Annotated in this window: 11 protein-coding genes; 6 read left to right on the top strand and 5 right to left on the bottom strand. The window is 66.2% G+C overall.

Features of this window, described 5'->3' with window-relative positions; genetic code table 11:
- Positions 1 to 133: 133 nt before the first annotated feature.
- Positions 134 to 1,534 (bottom strand): M20/M25/M40 family metallo-hydrolase, encoded by a 1,401-nt coding sequence (locus ACP5M5_RS12700; RefSeq protein WP_427937918.1) that lies wholly within the window; start codon positions 1,532 to 1,534, stop codon positions 134 to 136.
- Positions 1,531 to 2,148, bottom strand: coding sequence for a TetR/AcrR family transcriptional regulator C-terminal domain-containing protein (locus ACP5M5_RS12695; RefSeq protein WP_427937916.1), 618 nt, complete (start codon positions 2,146 to 2,148; stop codon positions 1,531 to 1,533). Before ACP5M5_RS12695 ends, ACP5M5_RS12700 begins: the two co-directional genes overlap by 4 nt.
- Positions 2,149 to 2,306: 158 nt before the next feature.
- Here ACP5M5_RS12695 and ACP5M5_RS12690 point away from each other — a divergent pair, with 158 nt between their 5' ends.
- From ACP5M5_RS12690 to ACP5M5_RS12675, 4 genes are all read left to right on the top strand, one after another.
- A complete protein-coding gene (locus ACP5M5_RS12690) occupies positions 2,307 to 3,953 on the top strand; it encodes an efflux transporter outer membrane subunit (RefSeq protein ID WP_427937915.1) in 1,647 nt (548 codons plus the stop codon).
- Positions 3,954 to 4,117: 164 nt separating this feature from the next.
- Positions 4,118 to 5,317, top strand: a complete 1,200-nt coding sequence (locus ACP5M5_RS12685) for an efflux RND transporter periplasmic adaptor subunit (RefSeq protein ID WP_427937914.1) — start codon at positions 4,118 to 4,120, stop codon at positions 5,315 to 5,317.
- A 4-nt stretch (positions 5,318 to 5,321) separates the two neighbouring features.
- Positions 5,322 to 8,474, top strand: a complete 3,153-nt coding sequence (locus tag ACP5M5_RS12680; RefSeq protein ID WP_427937912.1) for an efflux RND transporter permease subunit — start codon at positions 5,322 to 5,324, stop codon at positions 8,472 to 8,474.
- Positions 8,475 to 8,561: 87 nt separating this feature from the next.
- The gene (locus ACP5M5_RS12675; protein WP_427937911.1) at positions 8,562 to 10,892 is read left to right on the top strand and encodes a xanthine dehydrogenase family protein molybdopterin-binding subunit; all 2,331 of its coding nucleotides are present in this window, start codon (positions 8,562 to 8,564) and stop codon (positions 10,890 to 10,892) included.
- A 46-nt stretch (positions 10,893 to 10,938) separates the two neighbouring features.
- On the opposite strand, the gene ACP5M5_RS12670 is transcribed toward ACP5M5_RS12675, so the two are convergent.
- From ACP5M5_RS12670 to ACP5M5_RS12660, 3 genes are all read right to left on the bottom strand, one after another.
- Positions 10,939 to 11,610: a nitroreductase family protein gene (locus ACP5M5_RS12670; RefSeq protein ID WP_427937909.1), complete on the bottom strand. Its 672-nt coding sequence runs from the start codon at positions 11,608 to 11,610 to the stop codon at positions 10,939 to 10,941.
- 177 nt (positions 11,611 to 11,787) lie between these two features.
- Complete coding sequence (locus ACP5M5_RS12665; protein WP_427937907.1) at positions 11,788 to 13,956, bottom strand: ComEC/Rec2 family competence protein; 2,169 nt, start codon at positions 13,954 to 13,956, stop codon at positions 11,788 to 11,790.
- Between the two features lie 103 nt (positions 13,957 to 14,059).
- Positions 14,060 to 14,611, bottom strand: coding sequence for a TlpA family protein disulfide reductase (locus tag ACP5M5_RS12660; protein ID WP_427937905.1), 552 nt, complete (start codon positions 14,609 to 14,611; stop codon positions 14,060 to 14,062).
- A gap of 36 nt (positions 14,612 to 14,647) precedes the next feature.
- On the opposite strand from ACP5M5_RS12660, the gene argH reads away from it, so the two are divergent.
- Together argH and ACP5M5_RS12650 are read left to right on the top strand one after the other, a co-directional pair.
- Positions 14,648 to 16,087: an argininosuccinate lyase gene (argH, locus tag ACP5M5_RS12655; protein ID WP_427937919.1), complete on the top strand. Its 1,440-nt coding sequence runs from the start codon at positions 14,648 to 14,650 to the stop codon at positions 16,085 to 16,087.
- A complete protein-coding gene (locus tag ACP5M5_RS12650) occupies positions 16,084 to 16,227 on the top strand; it encodes a hypothetical protein (RefSeq protein ID WP_205216103.1) in 144 nt (47 codons plus the stop codon). The genes argH and ACP5M5_RS12650 overlap by 4 nt, the downstream gene beginning before the upstream one ends.
- The last annotated feature ends 1 nt before the right edge of the window (position 16,228 follow it).

The raw sequence follows: 16,228 nt of genomic DNA, 5'->3' as shown, positions 1-16,228 counted from the left end.
CGCGACAGGTCGAACCACATGCATCGCCCCGAGAGGTCGTTGCCAGCGAGGCGCGACTAAGCCGTGTGGACGGACCCTCTGACACGCGTTTCTAGCGCAACATCCGTTGGCATTGGTAGCGCCCCGGCGCTGTTCACCCCGGCCGCGCCGCGAGATGGCCGAGCAAGCGGATATGCGCGCGCAGGCCATGCTCGAAACAGGCGAGTTCGAATTTCTCGCCGGGGCTGTGGATTTGGTCGTCGTCGAGGCCAAATCCCATCAGCAGGGTCTCGAGCCCGAGCACGCGTTTTAGGCTTTCGACCACCGGGATCGAGGCGCCGCAGCCGATCAGGACCGGCGGTTTGGCATATTCCTCGGCCAAAGCGGCGCGGGCGGCGGCAACGACCGGAAGATCGGTTGCGACCGCGATGCCCGGCGCCGCGCCATAGAGGGCGTAGTCGAGTTTGAGATCGGGATGCACGCGCGCGGCAAGAAACTGCTTGAGCCCGGCAAAGATCGCTTCCGGATCCTGGCCGGGGACGAGGCGGAAGGAAATTTTCGCGCCGGCCTCGGCCGGGATCACGGTTTTTGCGCCCGGGCCGGCATAGCCGCCCCAGATGCCGTTGAGATCGGCGGTCGGGCGCGCCCAAAGCCGCTCGAGCGCGCCACGCCCGGCTTCGCCCGCTGGCGTTGCGAGCCCGACATCGCCAAGAAACGCCGCCACATCGAAGCCGAGCGCTGCCCAGGCGGCTTCCTGCTCGGCTGAAAGCGGTGCGACACCGCCATAGAACCCAGGGATCTGCACCACCCCCCGGGCATCGCGGAGCGCCCCGAGCGCCTGCACCAGTTCGTTGATCGGATTGCAGGCGAGCCCGCCGAAAAGACCAGAGTGGAGATCGCGGGAGGCGGCGCGGGCGCGGATTTCGACATAGAGGAGACCACGCAGGCCAGTGGTGATCGCCGGCGTCGTGAAATCCCAGAGATTGGTGTCCGAAATCACCGCCGCATCGGCCGCAAGCCGCGCCCGCTCGGCCGCGAGGAAGGGTTCGAGATGGGGGCTGCCGATCTCCTCCTCGCCTTCGAGCAAAACGGTGAGCCGGACCGGCATCGTGCCGGTCGCTTCATGCCAGGCGGCGAAAGCGCCGAGCCAGGCGGCGACCTGGCCCTTATCGTCGACCGCGCCGCGCGCGACCATCCGCTTGCCGCGCGGGCCATCGACGAGGGTGGGGGTGAAGGGCGGGCTCGGCCAGAGTTCGAGCGGCTCGGGCGGCTGCACGTCGTAATGGCCGTAATAGAGGAGATGCGGGGCGTCGGCGCTGGGGCCGGGATGGGTTGCGAGCACCACCGGATGGCCTGCGGTCTCATGCAGGCGGGCGGCGAAGCCGAGCCCGGCGAGCCGCGCGCGCGCCCATTCCGCGGCCAGCCTGCAATCACCGGCGTGATCGGGCTGGGCGCTGATCGAGGGGATGCGCAGAAAATCGGACCAGGCGGCGATTGCCTCTGGCATCAAGGCCGCCGCTTTCGTGAGCGCCGCGTCGGTTGCCGCTCCTGTCATGAGTTCACTCCATAGGTGTTGAGAAACATCGCGACGGCGGCCTTGACCACGTCGTCGATCCCGGTTTCGGCCGGCGCATCCTGCAAATTGAGCTTGTAGCGCAGCCAAAGGCGGGTCTGACAGAGGCAAAAGAACTGCTCGGCGGCGAATTCCGGATCGGCAACGGCAAGCGCCCCCGCCGCGGTGCGCGCCCGGAGCCAGCGCGCCATCTCGGCGATCGCCCGCGCCGGCCCCGCGTTATAGAAAGCGCTCGCGAGTTCGGGGAATTTCCTCGCTTCCGCCACCACCACGCGATAAATGGTGAGGCCGAGATCAGATAGCATCATCTCGATCATCCGCCGGCCAATCCGCTCGAGTGTCGCAACGACATCGGTATTCTCGTCAGAGCCGGCGAACACCTGGCAGAGATTGCGCGCGCAGGCCGCCTCGACATAGGCGGCGAAAAGCTGCGCCTTGCTCTCGAAATGGTTGTAAAGCGTGCCTTTGGAGACATTGGCGGCCGCCGCGATGCGCGACATGCTGGCGCCTTCATAGCCGTCACGCGCGAAGACGTCGGCCGCGCCCGCGAGGATGCGTGCCCGTTTTTCCGGCGACAGAGCATTGGCAGCCAGCATCGAGACTTTCCTTCTTGACATTGGCGTGAGTTTGCGGATTGACGATGCGGCGAGATCGGTGCATTTGTCAAAAGTGACTGAACCGATCGGTCAGACGAGGGCGCGCCGCGGCGCGCAGAAGATTTCGGTTCTTCGGATCGGGGTTGGAGGATTGGACCATGCGGGGCTCGGGACGCGATCTGGCGCGGCGACGGTGGGGCCGCGTCGTGGTTCTGACCATTCCCATGCTCGGCGCCTGCACCGTCGGGCCCGATTTCACCCCGGAAAAACCCTGGTGGCAGCCCTCCTCCTGGTCGAGCACGAAACCGACGGCGCCGGTTGCGACGGTGAGCCTGGTCGACAACAAGCCGATCGACCCGAAATGGTGGGATCAGTTCCAGGACCCTGAGCTGTCGCGGTTAGAACAACGGGTTGCGTCAGAAAATCTCGATATGCGGATCGCTGATATGCGCCTTGGGGAATCGCGGAGCCAGCTCGGCATCACCCAGGCCAATCAATATCCGATCCTCAATGCCGACGGCTCCTATTCGCACCAATATCTGAGCCCGAACGGCGTCATCGGGCTGTTCCCGCCGGCCGGCGCGACCAGTAGCGGCGGCGGCTTCGGCGGTATCGCGCCGGGAACCACCGGCACCAGCTTCGGCTCGCTCGGCAGCTCGGCAGGTGGCACCGCCGGCACGCTTGGCGCTATTCCCGTGCAAGGCAGCACGATTCCACCCTTCAACCTTTATCAGTATGGCTTCGATGCCGCCTGGGAGATCGATTTCTGGGGCCAGGTCCGCCGTCAGGTGGAAGCGGCCAAAGCCATGGTGCAGGCGACCGAGGATCAGCGGCGCGACGCCCTGGTCTCGATCGAGGCGGAACTCGCGCGCGATTACATCAATCTTCGCGGCACCCAGCGCACGCTTGCGATCACCGAGGAAAACCTCGCGAGCGCCAATCAGAGCCTCGACCTGACCCGCCAGCGCGCCAGCGGCGGCCTCACCACCGATCTCGACGTCGCCAATGCCGAAGCCCAGGCCGACAACATCGCCGCGCAATTGCCGCCACTCCGCCAGCAGGAAGCGGAGCTGATCAACGCCATCAGCGAATTGCTCGGGCGTGAGCCCGGCGCGCTCAAGGCAGAACTGGCCGAGGCCAAACCGATCCCGCCGGTGCCGCCGAGCGTGCCGATGGGTCTCCCCTCCGAACTCGCGCGCCGCCGCCCCGATATTCGCGCCGCCGAAGCGAGCCTCCACGCCGCGACCGCGCAGATCGGCGTCGCGGTCGCCGATTTCTTCCCCAATGTCTCGCTCACCGGCAGCTTCGGCATCGCGGCCCTCAATGCCTCCCAGCTCGGCAGCTTGCGCTCGGAGCAATATGGCGTCGGGCCGACCGTGAGCCTGCCGATTTTCCGCGGCGGACAGCTCGTCTCCACCTTGGCGCTGCGCAAGCAGCAGCAGAAAGAGGCGGCGCTGACCTATCAGAAAACCGTCTTGCAGGCGCTCCACGACGTCGATAACGCGCTCACCGCCTACAATACCGAGCAAAAGCGCGAGGAAGAGCTGACCAAGACCGTCACCGCCGCGCGGCGCGCCCTCGATCTCGCGCGTCAGCGCTACGTGCAGGGGGTGGCAACCTTCCTCGACGTCTTGACCGCGCAAAGCGTGCTGCTCGGCGCCGAACTCCAGCTCGCCCAGAGCACGACCCTGGTCTCGACCAATCTCGTTCTGCTTTATAAGGCGCTCGGCGGCGGCTGGGAGCAGAGCTATCCGCTGCCGCCCGAGCAACAAACCGCCGAAAAAGCGCATCAGCCGAGCCTTTGACCGCCTTTGACCGGGTCTTCTGGGTTGGTTAGGCTGATTTAAGCAGGTGGGTTCTTTTTTGAAAAAAAGAACCAAAAAACTTTTGCCTTTTTGGCATGCGCTGCGTCTCCTTTTCGGGGGACGGCTGTTTTTCGACGTTTCTCTGAGAAACTAGGGATTATCTGATGTCATTTCGCATCGTCGCGCCGTGGCTTGCCGCTATTCTTCTTCTCACCGGGGCACCGGCTTGGGCGCAATTCGGCCCTGGCGGGCCGCCGGCGGTCGGCGTCGTGCGCGCCGAGCCGCACGCGGTGACCGAAACCTCCGAGTTCGTTGGCCGCATCCAGGCGACCGACCGCGTCAATCTCGTCGCCCGCGTCACCGCCTATCTCGAGCAGATGACCTTCATCGAAGGGGCGGAAGTCAAGAAAGGCGATCTTCTCTATCGCCTGGAACAGCCGCCGTTTGAAGCCGATGTGCAAGCCAAGGCGGCGACCATCGCGCAGATGCAAGCGCAGTTGCAAAACGCCGCGATCACCCTCCACCGCGCCGAAACCCTCCTCCATACGCCGGCCGGCCAGCAATCGACGGTGGATGATGCGCGTGCCAATCAGCTCTCCTATCAGGCGCAATTGATGCAAGCGGAGGCCAATCTGCGGATTTCACGGATCAATCTCGATTACACCGAAATCCGCGCGCCGATCGATGGCAAGATCGGCCGCACCGCGGTCACCATCGGCAATGTCGTGAGCCCCTCATCGGGGACGTTGGCGACGATCGTGAGCCAGGATCCGATGTATGTGGTGTTTCCGATCTCGGTGCGCGCCGCCCTCGATCTTCGCCAGCGCTATCATGACAAAGGCGGCTTGAATGCCGTCGTCATTCGCGTCCGCCTCCCCGATGGCCGGATCTATGACCAGGTCGGCAAGGTCGATTTCGTCGACAATACGATCTCCGCCAATACAGACACGATCACGCTCCGCGGCGTGATCGCCAATCCACGCCTGCCGGGTATCGATGCCAGCGGCGCGAAAACCAACGTCGCGGCGCGCGAATTGACCGATGGCGAATTCGTCAGAGTTCTCCTCGAAGGGGTCGAGCCGATCACCGCGCTAACCGTCCCGCGTGCCGCGATTCTTTCCGACCAGTCCGGGGATTATGTCTATGTCGTCGGCGCCGGCAACAAAATCGAGCAGCGGCGCTTGCAACTCGGCCAGTCGACGCCGACCGAAGCGGTGGTGTTGAAGGGGCTCGATGCCGGCGCGATGGTGGTGGTCGACGGTGTGCAACGCGTCCGCCCCGGCCTCGTCGTTGCGCCCGGCCCCGCTTCGCCGCCGCCGAGCGCCAAGACGGCCGCGAGCAGTTCCGACACGAAGCGGGATTGAGCCGATGATCTCTGCGATTTTCGTCGATCGCCCGCGGCTTGCGATGGTGATCGCGATCGTCACCACGCTCGCCGGCATCCTCGCCATGCTGCGCATTCCGGTCGCGCAATTCCCCGATATCGTCCCGCCGCAGGTGACGGTGACGGCAAGCTATCCCGGCGCCTCGGCCGATGTCGTCGAAACCAACATCGCCCAGCCGATCGAAAGCCAGGTGGTCGGCGTCGATCGCATGCTCTACATGAAATCGAACAGCGGCAATGATGGCAGCTACACGCTGAACACCAGCTTCTCGCTCGACACCAACCCCGATATCGACGTCGTCAACGTCAATAACCGGGTGCAGACGGCGATGTCGCAACTCCCGGCCGAGGTCCAACAGGAAGGCTTGGTGGTGCAAAAGAAATCCGCCGCCGTCCTGCAATTCATCATTCTCTATAGCGAGAACGGCAAGCAAGATCCGCTGTTCATCACCAATTATGTGATTATCAACGTTCTCGATAAAATCTCCCGCACGCCCGGCGTCGGGCAGGCGTCGCTGTTCGCGAAGATGAACTACTCGATGCGGATTTGGTTCGACGTCCAACGCCTCGTCAGCCTCAATCTTTCGCCCTCCGATGTCATTGCCGCCATCCAAGCGCAGAACATCCAGGCGCCGGTTGGGCGCGTCGGCGCGCGGCCGATCGGCCCCGATCAGCAATTCCAGCTCAACGTCCAGACCCAGGGCCAGCTCAAGACCGCGAAGCAATTCGGCGAGATCGTGCTGCGCGCCTTTCCCGATGGCTCGGTGTTGCGCGTGCGCGATGTCGCGCGGGTCGAGATGGGGGCGCAGAACGAGGACAGCGAAAGCCGCATCGATGGTCGCCCCGGCGTTCCGATCGGCATCTATCTCTCGCCCGGCGCCAATGCCGTTGCCACCGCCGCGGCGGTGAACCAAACTCTCGCGGATCTCAGCAAGCGCTTTCCCGAGGGGCTGAAGGCGCGGGTGATGTATGACAGCACCACATTCGTCTCGGACACGATCCACGAGGTGATCCGCACCCTCACCGAAGCGTTTCTGCTGGTCGTGCTCGTCGTCTATCTTTTCCTCGGCAATGCGCGTGCGACCATCATCCCGACGGTCGCGGTGCCGGTGAGCCTGGTTGGCACTTTTGCCGCTCTTCTTGCACTCGGCTATTCCGCCAATACCGTCTCGTTGCTCGCGATGGTGCTCGCGATCGGTATCGTCGTCGATGACGCGATCGTCGTCGTCGAGAATGTCGAGCGGGTGATGGAGGAGGAGCCAGAGATTTCCCCCGCCGCCGCGACCAAGAAGGCGATGCGTCAAATCACCGCGCCGATCATCGCGATCACCCTGGTCCTGCTTTCGGTGTTCGTGCCGATCGCGTTCATCCCCGGGCTTTCGGGGACGCTGTTTCGCCAGTTCGCCGTTACCATCAGTGCCGCGATGCTGATTTCGGCGATCAACGCGCTGACCCTCTCGCCCGCGCTCTGTGCCGTCTTTCTTCGCCACACCGGCAAAAAACGCGGGCCGATCGGCCAGATGCTGCGCGGCATCGATTTCTTGCGCGACGGCTATGCCGCGATCGTGCGCCGGCTGCTGCGCGTCTCCGTCCTCGCCGTGCTGCTGATCGCACTCTTCGGTGTTGGCATCTGGGAATTGTCGCGCCACACGCCGACCGGGTTTTTGCCCGAGGAAGATCAGGGCGCGTTCTTCATCGCCGTGCAGTTGCCCGATGGCGCCTCGGTCGCGCGCACCTCGGAGACGACGCGCGAGGTCGAGGGCATTCTCGCGAAAATGCCCGAGATCGAACACACGCTCTCGATCATTGGTTTCTCGCTGCTCGATTACGTCTCCGAACCCAATGCCGCGTTCATGGTCGCCCGCCTCAAGCCCTTTGCCGACCGCAAAGGGGTGGCGAGTTCGGCGCAAATGCTGATCAGGAAGACCTTTGGCGCCGCCCAGGGCATCCGTTCGGCGATCGTCTTCCCCTTCAACTTGCCGCCGATCATCGGGCTCTCCACCTCCGGCGGCTTTGAATACGAACTCGAGGGGCTGGAGGGGCAGGATCCGGTGACCATGGGCAGCGTCATGAACGGATTGCTCGCGGCCGCCAACCGCGACCCGCATCTCGCCCGCGTCTTTTCCACCTTCACCGCGACCAACCCCTCGATCTATCTCGATATCGACCGCGAAAAGGCGCAGGCGCTCGGCCTCAACATTAGCGACGTCTTCACCGCGCTGCAGGCGACGCTCGGCGGCATCTATATCAATAATTTCAGCCTCTACGGCCGCACCTGGCAGGTCAATATCGAGGGCGAGGCGGCGAACCGGCGCGATCTCTCCGATATCTGGCAAATCTATGTGCGCAACAATGTCGGGGCGATGGTGCCGCTCCGCTCGATCGCTGACTTGCACATCATCCAGGGGCCGCAGGTCATCATCCGCTACAATAATTACCGCGCGATCTCGATCCTCGGCAGTCCGGCGCCCGGCGTTTCCTCGGGCGATGCGTTGGCGGCGATGGCAGCGGTCTCCGCCAATACTTTGCCGCCGGGCTACGCGTTCGAGTGGACCGGCACCGCCTATCAGGAGCAGCTCGCCTCCGGGCGCACTGGCTTCATTCTCGCGCTCGCGGTGTTGTTCGCCTATCTCTTCCTGGTCGGGCTTTATGAGAGCTGGGTGATCCCGATCCCGGTCCTCTTGTCGGTGACGGTCGGCGTGGTCGGCTCGTTCATCGCCCTTCTGGTCTCGGGCCTGTCGCTTGATCTCTATGCTCAGATCGGCCTTGTCGTGCTGATCGCGCTGGCGGCGAAAAACGGCATCCTGATCGTCGAGTTCGCCAAGGAACGGCGCGAGGAGGGGCTTCCCATCCACGAGGCGGCAGCACTCGGGGCCAAGATGCGGTTTCGTGCCGTGATGATGACCTCGGTTGCCTTCATCCTCGGCCTCGTGCCGCTGGTGTGGGCGGAGGGCGCGGCGATGTTGAGCCGGCGTGGCATCGGCACGGCGGTGTTCGGCGGCATGATCGCGGCGAGCGCTATCGGCATTTTTCTGATCCCGATGCTCTATGTTACCTTCCAGACCCTCCGCGAGCGGGTGAAAGCGCGGTTTTCACGCAAGCGTGCGCACACCCACGCCGAAACGGTGGGAGAATAGCGGGCGGCGCGGCGGGGGGCTTGGCCTCGGGCGCCGGGCGCGCCAATCTGTCTTGAAGATGCCCATGGGACGTGGAGAGCGAGAGCAATGACCAAATTCGGCTTGGCCCAACCGGTGCGGCGGGTGGAAGACCCGCGCCTTCTCAAAGGTGAAGGTCGCTATACCGACGATATCACCCCGCCCGGCACGCTGATCGGGGTGGTATTGCGGAGCCCGCACGCCCATGCCGCCATCACCCGGATCGATGTCGCGCAAGCGCGCACGCGCCCCGGCGTGGTCGCGGTCTATACCCATGCCGATCTCGCCGAGGACGGGCTCGGGACGCTGCCTTGCGCGATCCCGCTCACCAACCGTGATGGCAGCCCGCGTTTCGATCCGCCGCATCCCGTGCTTGCCGACGGCACCGTGCGCCATGTCGGCGACCCGGTTGCCTTCATCGTCGCCGAAACCGTCCAAGCGGCGCGCGACGGCGCCGAGGCGGTCGAGATCGAGTATGACATCCAGCCCGCGGTGACCGATCTCGCGCACGCGACCGAGGCGGGACAGCCACAGGTCTGGGCGGGGGCGGCGGGCAATGTCTGCTTTGACTGGGAAACCGGCGATCGCGCCAAGACCGAGGCGCTGTTCGCCAAGGCAGCGCACGTCACCCGCCTCACGGTCGTCAACAACCGTGTCGTTGTCAACAGCATGGAGGCACGCGCCGCACTCGCCGAATTCGATGCCGCCACCGGACGCTGGACGCTGACCACCAACACCCAGGGCGGCTGGGTGATCAAGCAGTTGCTCGCGGACGCCATCTTCAAGGTCGGCGCCGACAAATTCCGCATCATCACCCCCGATGTCGGCGGCGGTTTCGGCATGAAGCTCTTTCTCTACGCCGAGCATGCCCTCACCTGCTATGCCGCGCGCAAGCTCGGCCGGCCGGTGAAATGGCGCTCCGAACGCAGCGAGGCCTTTCTCTCCGACACGCAAGGCCGCGCCAATGTCACCCTCGGCGAAATCGCTCTCGACGCCGATCACAAATTCCTCGCGTTGCGGACCAAGAACTACGCCGATATGGGGGCCTATCTCTCGACCTTCGCGCCCTTCATCCCGACCGGCGCCGGCACCAAGGTGCTGGCCAGCGTCTATGGCTTCCAGGCGATTTACGCCAATGTGATCGGCGTTTTCACCAATACCGTGCCGGTCGATGCCTATCGCGGCGCGGGAAGGCCGGAGAGCAATTATCTCGTCGAGCGCTTGATCGACGCCGCGGCGCGCGAACTCAAGCTCGATGCCATCGAGCTGCGCAAGCGAAATATCGTCCAGCCCGCGGCCATGCCCTACACCTCAGCGATGGGCCAGACCTATGACAGCGGCGATTTCGCCCGGGTGATGGAGGCAGCACTCGGCAAGATCGATTACGCCGGCTTCCCCGCCCGCCGCGCCGAGGCGCGCCGCCGCGGCCGGCTGCGCGGCATCGGCCTTGCCTATTATCTCGAAGCGACCGGCGGCGCGCCGAGCGAACGCGCCGAGATTCGCTTCGCCGAGGATGGTGGCGTCGATCTCTATGTCGGCACCCAATCAACCGGCCAGGGGCATGAAACCGCTTACGTCATGCTCACCGCCAACCGCCTCGGCATCGACCCCGAGAAAATCCGCGTCCGCCAGGGCGATACCGACGAGATCCCAACCGGTGGCGGCACTGGCGGCGCGCGCAGCCTCTATTCGGAAGGCCAGGCGATCCTCGCGACGGTTTCGACGGTGATCGAAAAGGGCAAAGCCGCAGCCGCCGAGATGCTCGAGGCGAGCGTCGCCGACATCGTCTTCGACGATGGCCAGTTCTCGATCGTCGGCACCGATCGCGGCGTCGATATCCTGGCGCTCGCGCAACGGCTGCGCGAAAACCGGGCGGCGGGGCGCGAGGTTGAACTGCTCGATACCGCCGAGGTTGCGCGCATCGACAGCCACACCTTTCCCAATGGCTGCCACATGGCGGAGGTCGAGGTCGATCCCGAGACCGGTGTCACCCATGTCGTGCGTTATATCGTCTGCGACGATGTCGGCCGCGCGATCAACCCGATGATCGTGCGCGGCCAGGTGCATGGCGGCGTCGCCCAGGGAATCGGCCAGGCGCTGCTTGAAAACACCGCCTATGATCCGCAATCCGGCCAGTTGCTGGCCGGGAGTTTCATGGATTACGCGGTGCCGCGCGCCGATGATCTGCCTGATATCGAGGTCGACCTGATCGAGGTGCCGTGCGGCACCAACCCGCTTGGCGTCAAGGGCGCCGGCGAGGCCGGCGCGGTCGGCAGCCCGCCGGCGGTGATCAACGCTCTCCTCAACGCGCTCGCCGAACGCGGCGTCGCCGCGATCGACATGCCGGCAACGCCTGAACGCGTCTGGCAGGCGCTGCACCAGAGCCGCGCCGCCGCTTGAGGGCCAAAATAGGTCTAGAGCGTGATCGACTTAAACCGATCGCGCTCTAGTCGGGAAAGCCGATGAAGGTCGCGACCTCGTCGAGCGGCGCGCGGTCGGTGCGCAGCGCATTGGCCGGCGCCGCTTTGTCTTCATGGCCGATAGCGATCGCGGCAAAGAGCACGTGCTCCGTGGGGATGGGGAAGAATCGGCGGACGATCCCGGGATAGCGCGACCAGCATTCCTGGGCGCAGCTTTGCAGCCCTTCTTCGAGCAAAAGCAGCATGACGCTTTGCATCCACATGCCGAGATCGGCCCATTGCGGCGGCCCCATGAAGCGCGGCGTATGGATGAAAAGCGCAACCGGGGCGCCGAAAAACTGGTAGTTTTGCCCAAGCCAGCGCAGCCGCGCGGCCTTGTCGGCGCGCGGGATGCCGAGGGAAGCGTATAATTGCTCGCCATTGGCGAAGCGGCGGCTGCGGTAAGGCTCGGGGAGATGCGGCGGATAGATCGCGTATTCCGGCTCGGGCTCGACCGCGCCGTAGCTTTCCGCCATCGCCCGCTTGAGGGCGGCGAGCGGTGCGCCGGTGGCGGCGGTGATGTGCCAGGGCTGGACATTGCCGCCGGATGGCGCGCGGTTTGCCGCAGCCATCACCCGCCGCACGATCGCGGGATCGACCGGCTGCGCAAGAAAGCCACGCACCGAACGGCGCCGCATCACCGCCTCTTTGACTTCCATCGCGCCCTTACCCCAATACGCTCTGCGCCCTTTGTCGCGTCGAGCCGAGTGTCCTGCCCCTGACCTGCGGTGGCATGTCAGGGATCAGCAGGCCACTGACAACAAAGAGCGGATGTTTGAAACCGGACTCTAGCCGATCGTGCGCAGGCAAGACAAAGGCCGCCGCCCGGGAGAGGGCTATCGCTCTGATCCGGCGTCCTCGGCCGCGAGCGGCAGCGCCGAGCGCTGTGGCCGATCGGCGACGTGTTGCGGCGCGGGCGCCGGCGGCACCCAGGGGCGGATGCCACGCCATGCCCGCTCGCTCAAGACGCGCGCGCCGCTGGCCTCGAGCCAGACGGCGACCGCCCCCTCGCGCCAGACGGTGAAACGGTCGATATGCAAAACGCCGCGGCACGCGTCTCTCAGTGGCACTGGCGAGACGACCAGCGCCACCCCCTCGCAGGCGGCGGGCGCGGCCTTGTCCGCACTGAGCCAAAGCGCTGCCGCCCGGCCCGGCGCCGGGCGAAGCCGACAGGCGCCGGCATCGTCGCAGGCAACCGCCCCCGGCGGCGCCGCGCTCGCGGGAAGGAGTGGCCCGCGCGCCCAATATTCCGCCCAGGCATCGCGGGTGAAGCGCGACGCGCCGGGTTGCGCGAGAACGAAAACGCCGGCCTCGGTCCTGAGACCGATCAGCTTGGCATCGGGCGAGACCAGGAGATCGGGCGGCGGCGCGGCGAGCGGCGAGAGCAAGCCGAGCAGCAGGATCGGCGCGCCCCAGAGCCGCAAGCGGCTCCGCCATAAGCCAAGCCAGGCCATGCCGAGCGCGATCAGGAGCAGCCCGAAGCCCGGGATATGCGCGACCGGGATGGTTGCCGCCGGCAGGGCGGCAATCGTGCGCGCGATCGCGAGAATGAGGCTGATCCCCCAGCCCATCGGCACCAGCGCCAACGCCGCGAGCCCGAGCGGCATGAGCGCGAGCGCGACCAACCCGCACGGCATCACCCAGAACGCGGTGATCGGCACCGCGATCAGATTGGCGAGCACGAAATAGAGCTGCACCCGGCCGAAATGCGCGGCCCCGAACGGCGCCGAGGCGGTGCCAGCAAGCAGGCTGGTGAGCGCCAACATCACGAGATGGCGCCGCCAACGCGCGGTGATGCGAAACAACGCCGGCCACAGCGCCTCATAGCCGGAAATGAGGGCGAGAACGGCAGAGAAACTCATCTGGAAGCTGACGCCGACGATCTCCTCCGGGGCGCCGAGCAGCACCGCGCCGGCGGCGAGCGCCAAGCCCCTGAGCGACAGCGCCCGCCGGCCGACGAGAAGGCCGAGCGTTACCAAACACGCCATCGCGAAGCTGCGGCGGATCGGCACATGCGCGCCGGTCAGTAGAAGATAGGCGCCGCCGGCGGCGAGCGCCGCGAGGGCGGCGATCTGGCGCGCCGGCCAGTAAAGCGCCGGCCATTCGAGGGCGGCGAGCAAAAGCCGGGCAAAGCCGAGCACGAGACCCATCACGATGCCGATATGAAGCCCGGCGATGGCGAGGAGATGGGCAAGCCCGGCATCGCGGAAGGCGGCGCGGTCGGTCTCGGGGATAGCGGCGGAGAAGCCAGACAGCAGCGTCGCCGCGATCGCGCCGCGGGAATCTGGCAAAACCGCCATCACCCGCGCGGCGATCGCGGCACGGATCGCCTCGATCGCGGCCTCGAATTTCGGCGCTGGCGCCGGTGCGAGACGCCGGATCGGCCCGAGCGCCGTGCCGTAGCCGCCAAGGCCATGGAAAAAATCGTCGCGCTGCAAATCCCAGGCCCCCGGATAGGCGGGCTCAGGCGGCGGCATCAGGAGCGCACGCAGTGACACCGTCTCGCCGATGGTGAACAAGGCGGCATCGTCATGGCGGAGACGAAGACGCAAACGCCGTGGTAAAACCGCGCCGTCATCGATCCGCGCCTCGGTGAGCAAAAGCCGGCTCCCCTCCGGCAACCCCTCGATCGCATCGACCCGCCCGCTCACGCTCACCGCATGGCGCGGCAAAGCGAGGAGCGGGGGGGCGCGCCAGGTCGCGCATTGCGCCGCCGCGAACCCGAGGGCGACGACGAATGCGAGCCCCGGCACGAGGCGGGCGAGCGGATGGCGATGGAGAGCCCCAAACCCCACCGCGCCGAGCGCCATCCCGGCGGCGCCAAGCCAGAGCGGCGGCTCACTGTTGCGGGCAAAATAGGCGATGTCGCCAGCGCCGAGAAACACCGGCAGCCAGAGCGCGAAACGGCCGCGCTCGGCTTCGATCAGGTCATAAAACGCGAGTGTAATGCGGGCCGCAGCCAGCTTGAGTTCGCCGCCGATCTCCGCCCGCCAAACCCGCTCCACCCGCGACCATCTCCCTCGTGGCTGGCCATGCGCGCGACTGTACCGCACCCGGGGCGGGAAAGATAAGAGATCATGCGCGCGCTCGCGCGGCGTGCGAGGTGCCTCAGCCGGCGACGAGCCGCGCGAGCGTGGGTGCGGCATCCGGCGCCGCCCAGTTGATCGCGCCTTCGAGCCGGCCCGCGATGCGCCCGGCGCGGTCGATGATCAGCGTCGTCGGAATCCCCTCGACATGCAGGGCCTGCAAGACCTCGCCGCCAGGATCGAGCCAGACCGGGAGATTGTCGATACCGTGGCTGGCGTAGAAAGCGCGCACCGTGGCGGCGCCACCGCGATCGGACGAGAGTGGCACAACCTCGATGCCATGGGCCTTGACCCGCGCCGCCAACTCGTCGAGCGCCGGCATCTCGGCGACACAGGGCGCGCACCACGTCGCCCAGAGATTAAGCACGACGCCCCGGCCGATGAATTCGGCAAGCTTATGCGCCCGCCCGTCGCCATCATGCAAAATGAGCGCCGGCGCCGGCAGCGGCGGCACCACCAGCGTCATCGTGCTGATGGCGGCAAGGCTTTCCTCGGCCAGCGATTTGCCGACCAGCGCCGCTGTCGCTACCGTGCCGGCGAGCGCGAGCGCCATGCGGCGTGTCAAAACTGCCATGCGGGAATCCCTTTCGTGACCGACCAGCCTGAAACCATCACCTCCGGGGTTGCCAATCCCGGCCCGGATGTCAACCGCCCCTCTCCCGATCAGCCGGCCGCCAATCAGCAATGGGGCGGACGCTTCGCGGCCGGGCCGGCGGCGATCATGCAGGAGATCAACGCCTCGATCGATTTCGACCGTGCCCTCTGGCGCCAGGATATAAGGGGCTCGCTCGCCCATGCCGCGATGCTGGCCAAGGTTGGGATCATCAGCGGCGAGGACGAGGCGGCGATCCGCGCCGGGCTCGCCGCGATTGCCGCCGAGATCGAGGCCGGCACGTTCCCCTTCGCCGCCGCGCTCGAAGATATTCACATGAATATCGAGGCGCGGCTCAGCGAGCGGATCGGCGAGGCCGGCAAGCGTCTCCACACCGCGCGTTCGAGGAACGACCAGGTGGCGACCGATTTCCGCCTCTGGGTGCGCGATGCGATCGACGGGCTGGAGACGCAGATGGTCGATCTGATGCGCGCGCTGGCGACGCGCGCAGCCGAGCACGCCGCCGACCCGATGCCCGGCTTCACCCATCTGCAGACCGCGCAGCCAGTAACCTTCGGCCATCATCTGCTCGCCTATGTCGAGATGCTGGCGCGTGATCGCGGCCGGCTGGCCGATGCCAGGTGGCGGCTCAACGAATGCCCGCTCGGGGCGGCGGCGCTGGCCGGCACCTCGTTTCCGATCGACCGTGCCATGGTCGCAGCCGCCCTCGACTTCGACCGGCCGATGGCGAATTCGCTGGACGCGGTCTCGGACCGCGATTTCGCGCTCGAATTCCTCGGCGCAGCGGCGATCGCGGCGATGCATCTCTCGCGCCTCGCCGAGGAAATCATTATTTGGTGCAGCGCGCCGTATCGTTTTGTCACGCTTTCGGACGCCTTCACCACCGGCAGCTCGATCATGCCGCAAAAGCGCAATCCCGACGCGGCCGAGCTGGTGCGCGCCAAGACCGGGCGCATCATGGGCGCGCTGGTGGGGCTGCTTACGGTGATGAAGGGCCTCCCGCTCGCTTATGCCAAGGACATGCAGGAGGACAAGGAGCCGGTGTTCGACGCCGCCCGGGCGCTCTCGCTCGCGCTCGCGGCGATGGCCGGGATGGTGCGCGATCTCCGCCCCGAGACGGCGCGCCTGCGCGAGGCCGCCGGCGCCGGCTTTGCGACCGCAACCGATCTCGCCGACTGGCTGGTCCGCGCCCTTCACTTCCCGTTCCGCGAGGCCCATCACATCACCGGGCGGCTGGTCGCGCGCGCCGAGGCCAAGGGCGTCGATCTCGCCGATTTGACTCTCGCGGAGATGCAAGCGGTCGAGCCGCGCATCACTGCGGAAGTGTTTTCGGTGCTCAGCGTCGAGGCCTCGCTCGCCTCGCGGGTGAGCTTCGGTGGCACTGCGCCGGAAAATGTCGCGCGCGAGGCGCAAGCGTGGCTGGAGCGGCTGGCATGACGGCGCGGCCGTGGCGGCGGGCGCTGCTGCTCGGCCTCGCCCTGGCCTTGGGTCTCGCCGCCTGCGGCAAAAAAGGCGCGCCACAAGCGCCCGGCCCGAAAGACCAGATCACCTACCCCCGCGTCTATCCGCCGTATTGAG

This window comes from Acidibrevibacterium sp. (assembly GCF_049965395.1).
Lineage (GTDB): Bacteria > Pseudomonadota > Alphaproteobacteria > Acetobacterales > Acetobacteraceae > Acidibrevibacterium > Acidibrevibacterium fodinaquatile.
This window is presented reverse-complemented; position numbering and strand designations above follow the sequence as displayed.